The sequence below is a fragment of the Cupriavidus sp. 2SB genome (assembly GCF_005503625.1).
In the GTDB taxonomy this organism is placed as follows: Bacteria; Pseudomonadota; Gammaproteobacteria; order Burkholderiales; family Burkholderiaceae; genus Cupriavidus.
Genome location: NZ_SCMX01000044.1, coordinates 50,211 through 56,773 on the forward strand (window position 1 = coordinate 50,211; position 6,563 = coordinate 56,773).

A 6,563-nucleotide genomic window follows, 5' to 3' on the forward strand; every position below is an offset into this window, starting at 1 on the left:
CCGACAGTTTCATCGCAGCATCGAACGCAGCACGCGCAACGCGACATTCACAACGCGGCAGGCATCGCCTACAGTACATAGCATGCTTCGGCGCCAGCGGCGCCTTCCCAAACAGGGGAACGCCTTGAGCCCACCGCAAGACCGCCGCCGCTTCCTGGGCGCTGCCCTCGGCAGCCTGCTGGCTCCCGCCCTGCCCGCCTGCGGCGGAGACGACGATCCCGCGCCGCAGCCTTCGCCCGGCACCATTCCCGACGCACAGATCACGCAGGCCATCGCCCAGGTCGATGCGCTCGCAACCACCCTGATGACCAGCTCCGGCGTGCCGGGCATGGCCGTTGCCGTGGTGCGCGGCGGACAGACTGTCTATGCACGCGGCTTTGGCCGGCGACTCGTGACAAATCCTGCACCGGTCGATGCGGACACGGTGTTCCAGCTTGCCTCGGTCTCCAAGTCGGTGGGCGCCACGGTGGTGGCGCGGCAGGTGGGGCGCGGCAGCATCCGGTGGGACACGCCGGTCGTGCAGCCATTGCCGTGGTTCGCGCTGTCCGACCCGGAGGCCACGCAGGCCGTGACGGTCGGCGATCTCTACGCGCATCGCTCCGGACTCCCCGACCATGCAGGGGACCGTCTCGAAGACATGGGCTACGACCGGCGCGAGGTCCTCACGCGGCTGCGCTATCTGCCCGTGCATCCGCTCGGTGCTGTCTACGAGTACACGAACTTCGGCATGACCGCCGCCGCCGAAGCGGTGGCCACCGTCGCGGGCATCGACTGGGCCACGTTGTCGGAGCAGGCAATCTACCAGCCGCTCGGCATGACCCGCACCAGTTCGCGTCATGCCGACTTTGCCGCCCGCGACAACCGCGCGCTCGGCCACGTCAGGGTCAACGGCAACTGGGTGCAGGGCATGGGCACGATGCCCGATGCGCAATCGCCGGCAGGGGGCGTCAGTTCCTCGGTCAACGACATGGCGAAATGGCTCGTCATGCTGCTGGCAAAAGGGCAGTACGCCGGCCAGCAGGTCGTCGATGCCGCCGCGCTGGCACCCGCGCTCGACGCGCAGATCCAGAGCAATCCGCCCGTCAGCGGACGCCCGGCCAGCTACTACGGCTACGGCTTCAACGTCGGCACGACCGAACTGGGCCTGGCATCGGTGAACCATTCCGGCGCGTTCGCAGTGGGCGCGGCCACGAGCTTCACCGCCGTGCCGTCGCTGAACCTGGCCATCGTCACGCTGACAAACGGGTATCCGATTGGCGTCCCCGAGACGCTGAACGCGCAATTCTTCGACCTGGTGCAGTACGGTGCCATCCGTCGAGACTGGGGCGCGATCTTCACCGATGCCTTTGCGCCGCTGCTGGCTCCCGAAGGCCGGCTCGTCGGCCAGCCGCCGCCAGCCAGCCCGCTGCCCGCCCGCGCGCTTTCCACCTACACGGGCACCTACCGCAACGATTACTACGGTCCGCTACAAGTGACAGAGCAAGGCGGCGCACTGGTCATGACGCTCGGCGCACGGCCCCTCACGCTGCCGCTTTCGCACTGGGACGGCGACGTCTTCACGTTCACGCTGCAAAACGAGAACGCATTGCCGGGCACGATCTCGCGCGCGGAATTTTCGAGCGATCGCGTGTGGCTGGAGTATTACGACCACGAGGGACTGGGAGTGTTCGTCCGCTAGGCGCGGCACGCTCAGACCGGGCATGCGACGATTGCCGTGCGTGCCGGTCTGCCCGCTCACTTCCCATGCATCACGGCGTGCAGCTCGCCCCAGGCGTGAGCGCTATCACCTGTCGCAAACCCTTCGTCGTGGCATCGTCGTCCGCACCCACGGTGTTGTCGGTGAACGTGCAACCATAGTTGGCATTCGCCACCACCGATGCCGTCAGCACGTCATCGCCCGCCGGCCGTGGGCCGCCCTGCTCCCACGCCACCATGTCGTCGAACGCCTTGTTCTGCTCGGCAACAGTGAAGTCGCAGTGCGCGATGCCGCGAATGGCGCGCTGCACCAGCCATGACGACGTACCGTTGGCATCGGCGCGGCGCTTGTAGATCTGCTCCATGCTGAAGGGCACGTACATATCGCCGAGCGTATGCAGTGTCACCACCGGCACGCTGATCTTCGCAGCGGTCTGCGGAATCCAGCGCAGGCCATCGCGACGCACGCGATTGGCGTCCGCCACCGGCTTCACACGGAAGATTGCTGCATTGAATGCCTGCTCTTCGACGGACAGCGCAGGATCGTCGTCGAACTGGTAGCGCAGCGCGGTAGTGTCCACCACGTTCTGCGTCAGCATGCCGTCGACCGTGCCATCCGAGCCGAACGTGCTCCATACCGCGTCCTGGTACGCCTTGGACGCCGGGCTCTTGCCGAATCCCAATTCGAACAGCGGACGTTCGCCACCCGTGAGGTTCTTGACCACGGCCTTGAGCTTGTCGCCCGCAGCAGTGGTGGCCGAGGGATACGTGGTGAACAACGCAGCTACCAGCGGCGTCACGATCTGCGCCCAGTTCGACACCGGCCACGATGTGGCGGGCATCCCGCCCAGTTGTTGCGCGGCGGTCTGGTAGCCCCCGAAGTAGTTGAACAGCTCCGTATCGCCGAGCACGCCGCACATCGGCACCGCCCCGTGGTACGAGACCTTGTGCACCGCATTCTGGATGTTCTCGGCATCCACTGCGGCGGCGGCGATGTGCCCGCCCATCGAATGGCCGACGATGTACGTGCGTGTGGGCGCCGCGAGTGTGCGGCCATTCTGCTTGGCGATATCGGCAAACGCCAGCGCCAGCGCATTGGTGTCCTCGATACCGGCGCGCACGTCGTAGTAGTTCGTGGAATAGGTGGAAGCCGCCCATGCATAGCCCGCTTCCAGCAGATGCCTGCGAATGCCCGGAATGCTGACCGACAGCGCGGACCCCATGCCCGCATAGCCATGCGCATACATCACGAGCTTGCCGTTCCACGCAGTGGGCACTTCCACCACGTAGCCGGCCTTGCCGAGTACACCGCTCCAACGATCGGACGCCGGCGCACCTGCCAGGGGCGCGATCTTCGCGGCCAGCGCTGCGGGATCGACCGTGAAAACACGGCTGTCCTGCGGACGGACATCTTCCGGCTGAACCGTGGGCGGTGGCGGGGGAGGCGGCGTGGTCGTCGATCCGTTGTCGTCGTCGCCACCGCAACCGTAAAGCAGCAGGCCGGCAGCCAACGCCAGGGCAGTGCTCTGGAATGCGCGATGCATGTTGTCTCCTCTGTCTTCTTTATCGTGAGTGTGGAGTGCGCCGGCACGCGTCCTCGATCCGCAGCATTCGCAAAGGCAATACCCTTCCCCCGCGTGGCAACGCCCGGTCAATGTACCCGCTGGGATACCTACCGCCAAGTATCCAAACGGGCGACTGAATGCCCTGCGCTGCGCTGCATCATGGGGTTATCACGGCATCCCAATGGCGAAGTCACAAGGGACATCCTTCTGCTGTATCGATAAATCGATCCAAACAATCAATTTATCAGCGCAATCCTCGACACCTATAGTTGAGCCGCCTTCCGCCCCATGCGCGGCAGGTTTCAACACAAAGAGATAAGACCGAGGAGACATCAGATGGAAGGACGTGCACATGGCCGGCACGCGGCGGCGCTCGCGCTGACGGCGGCACTCGCGGTAGCAGGCTGCGGCGGCAGCGACGATAACGGCAGCAGCGGCGGTGGAAATAATGGCGGCGGCTCGGGTGGCACCCCAACGGCGCGCACGCCGGCACAGACACTGACGATCACTGGGCGGCAGGATTTCGCCGGCACCTATGGCGACGTTGGCCAGTACGAACAGGTAAGCGGCACCCTCCGTGGCGAGGTCGATCCCAAGGACCCCAAGAACGCCATCATCCAGGACCTTGCGCTGGCCCCCGTGAACGCCAACGGCATGGTCGAGTACACCGCCGACTTCACGATGCTGAAGCCCAAGGACATGAGCAAGGCCAGCGGCGTGTTGCGCTACGACGCGCCGAATCGCGGCAACATCCTGACCATGCCGAACCCGGCCACGTCACCCAGCGATGCCGTGTATTTCGAACGCGGCTACGTGATGCTCTACTCGGCCTGGCAGGGCGATGTGCCAAAGTCCAGCGCGGCGCGCCTGACCGTTACCGTACCGGTGGCGAAGAATGCCGATGGCACCTCGATCACAGGCACCTACCGCACGGAACTGGTACCTTCCACGGCCACGCCAGCCATGTCCCTGCCCGGTGGCGTGTTCAACGGCACGATGATCCCGTATGCGCCGGCCAGTCTCGACAACACACAGCCCGGTTACTCGCTGACGCGCCGCCAGAACGAGACCGATGCACGTGTGGCGATTCCCGCCGCCGACTGGAAGTTCGCGAAGTGCGACGGCAGCGTACCGTTCCCCGGCACGGCCGATCCGGCCAGCATCTGCCTGCGCGGCGGCTTCGATCCGCAGTACCTCTACGAACTCGTCTATGTGGCAAAGGACCCCAAGGTCATGGGCGTGGGCCTGGCCGCGTTGCGCGATACCGTGACGTTCTTCCGCAGCGCGGCTGCCGATAGCGCAGGCACGCAGAATCCGTTGGCTGGGCGCATCCGCTACACCATCGGCCAGGGCACGTCGCAGTCGGGCAACGCGATGAAGACATTCCTGCACCTCGGCTTCAACCAGGCACTCGATGGATCGAAGGTCTTCGACGGCATGTATGCCCACGTGGCCGCACGCCAGACCAACATCAACACGCGGTTCGCGGTGCCGGGTGGGGGTGGCGGCCTTCGCACCGACCACACGGCATTCGGCCAGACAGCGCCGCGCGGACTCGATAAAGACTACGTCGACGACATCGCAGGCAAGTCCGGCGGCGTGATGGCGCGCTGCGCGGCCACCAGTACCTGCCCGAAGTTCTTCCTCGGCTTGTCGGGCACGGAGTTCTGGCAACTGCAAGGGTCACCGGTGCTGACCGATGCGAATGGCTTCGCCGACCTCAAGCAGCCTGACAACGCGCGCATCTACTACTACACGGGCACGCAGCACGGCGGTGCTGGCGGCACGGCCAGTATCAGCTATGCGCCCACGCGCAACATCTATCCGGCCGGCACCGTGATCCATTTCAACGACACGTTCCGCGCGCTGTTCCTCGATCTGGAGGACTGGGTGGTCAAGAACACCGCGCCGCCGCCGAGTCAGGTGCCGACGCTCGCCGATGGCACGCTCGTGCGGCCCGCCAGTCTGACGTTCCCGGTCATGAAGGGACTCTCCTGGCCTGTCGGTGGCGTCTCCACACCGATCCCGGCCTTCCAGTACCTGGCGCGCTACAACGGCTACTCGCTCCTCGATTTTGGCCCGCAATACCGCCGGGAGGATGAGTCGGGCATCGCGACGGTCCTGCCACCCGCGAACCTGAACCGCGACTACGCGATCCTGGTGCCGCAGGTGGACGCCACCACGGGCATCCCACGCGCAGGCATCCGCTCGGCGGAAGCGCGCGCACCGGTCGGCACCAGCATCGAGTTCAACTACGTTGCCACGCCGGGCATCACCGACCTGTCAAACCTGACCGGCGCGTTCATCCCCTTCCACAAGACAGAAGCCGACCGCATCGCGGCAGGGGATGGCCGGCCATCCCTCGAATCGCTCTATACGAACCAGGCCGGCTATGTCGCCGCTGTCACGGCCGCGACAAACGACCTCGTCGCACAGCGCTTCCTTCTGCAACGGGATGCCGATGCCATCGTGGCACGCGCCGTGGCGAATCCGGTGTTGCCGTGATAGTGTCTCCCCTCTCCCGCGTGCGGGAGAGGGGTTGGGGGAGAGGGCGGGCGCATCAATCCGCGACCTGTCTCAATTTGAATCCCCTGCCCTCTCCCCCGCCCCTCTCCCACTTCGCGGGAGAGGGGAGCAAACCAGCCTCTCGGCCCCGGGTCAGACCTTCACCATGCCAAACAGCACCACTACGGCAATCGGCGTGGAAACGAGCGATATCACTGCGCTTTGCTTGAGCGTCGCCTTCAGCATGACCACGAAGCCCAGCGAAAACGCCACGAACGTGACGACCGACCCGGCAACCGTGGAAAGCGTCGAGACCGAGCCGCCAGTCAGCTTGGCAAACATCGCGGCCGCAATCGCATTGAAGAGAATCGCCACGAGTACCGCCTTGAGCGATTCGATCACGGTGGGATCGTTGCCCGTCGCCATGCGCGCCACGATCTTGACCACGAACCCGATCATCACGCTGGCAACCACCATGGCAATGGTGACCTTGGCCGGCAGCAACATGGCGAGGAAGATAAATCCGGCAATCAGGAGAAGGAGGACCATTCTGTATTTACCTGTCAGGAAAATGCAGGCAGCACGCTAGCATGGCCGCCTTGAACGTTGATGGTCGGCGTAGTGGTGTGTGTGGGGGAGAAACACCACCCTCTGACGGAGGGTTGTCGGGGTGGGGAGGTTTTCTCTGTAGTGGTCAAGTAATCTTGGACACTTTTTCAGGCAGACCTACTCTTTAAAGCCTCGTACTCGGCCGGCGGCATGTCTTGCGTCGCCGAGTGAAGCCTGCGATGGTTATAG

At 64.8% G+C, this 6,563-nt stretch carries 4 protein-coding genes; 2 read left to right on the forward strand and 2 right to left on the reverse strand.

What is annotated here, in order from left to right:
* Positions 1–82 precede the first annotated feature (82 nt).
* Positions 83–1,678 carry a serine hydrolase gene (locus FFS21_RS19830; RefSeq protein WP_502705186.1) on the forward strand — a complete coding sequence of 532 codons (1,596 nt, stop codon included), beginning with the start codon at positions 83–85 and terminating at the stop codon, positions 1,676–1,678.
* 70 nt (positions 1,679–1,748) lie between these two features.
* Here the strand turns inward: FFS21_RS19830 and FFS21_RS19835 are convergent, their stop codons facing one another.
* Positions 1,749–3,239: an alpha/beta hydrolase family protein gene (locus FFS21_RS19835; RefSeq protein ID WP_137926492.1), complete on the reverse strand. Its 1,491-nt coding sequence runs from the start codon at positions 3,237–3,239 to the stop codon at positions 1,749–1,751.
* A gap of 357 nt (positions 3,240–3,596) precedes the next feature.
* Between FFS21_RS19835 and FFS21_RS19840 the strand changes: the two genes are divergently transcribed.
* Positions 3,597–5,765 carry an alpha/beta hydrolase domain-containing protein gene (locus tag FFS21_RS19840; RefSeq protein WP_137926493.1) on the forward strand — a complete coding sequence of 723 codons (2,169 nt, stop codon included), beginning with the start codon at positions 3,597–3,599 and terminating at the stop codon, positions 5,763–5,765.
* 153 nt (positions 5,766–5,918) lie between these two features.
* Here the strand turns inward: FFS21_RS19840 and FFS21_RS19845 are convergent, their stop codons facing one another.
* The gene (locus FFS21_RS19845; protein WP_137926494.1) at positions 5,919–6,314 is read right to left on the reverse strand and encodes a hypothetical protein; all 396 of its coding nucleotides are present in this window, start codon (positions 6,312–6,314) and stop codon (positions 5,919–5,921) included.
* Between the last annotated feature and the right edge of the window lie 249 nt (positions 6,315–6,563).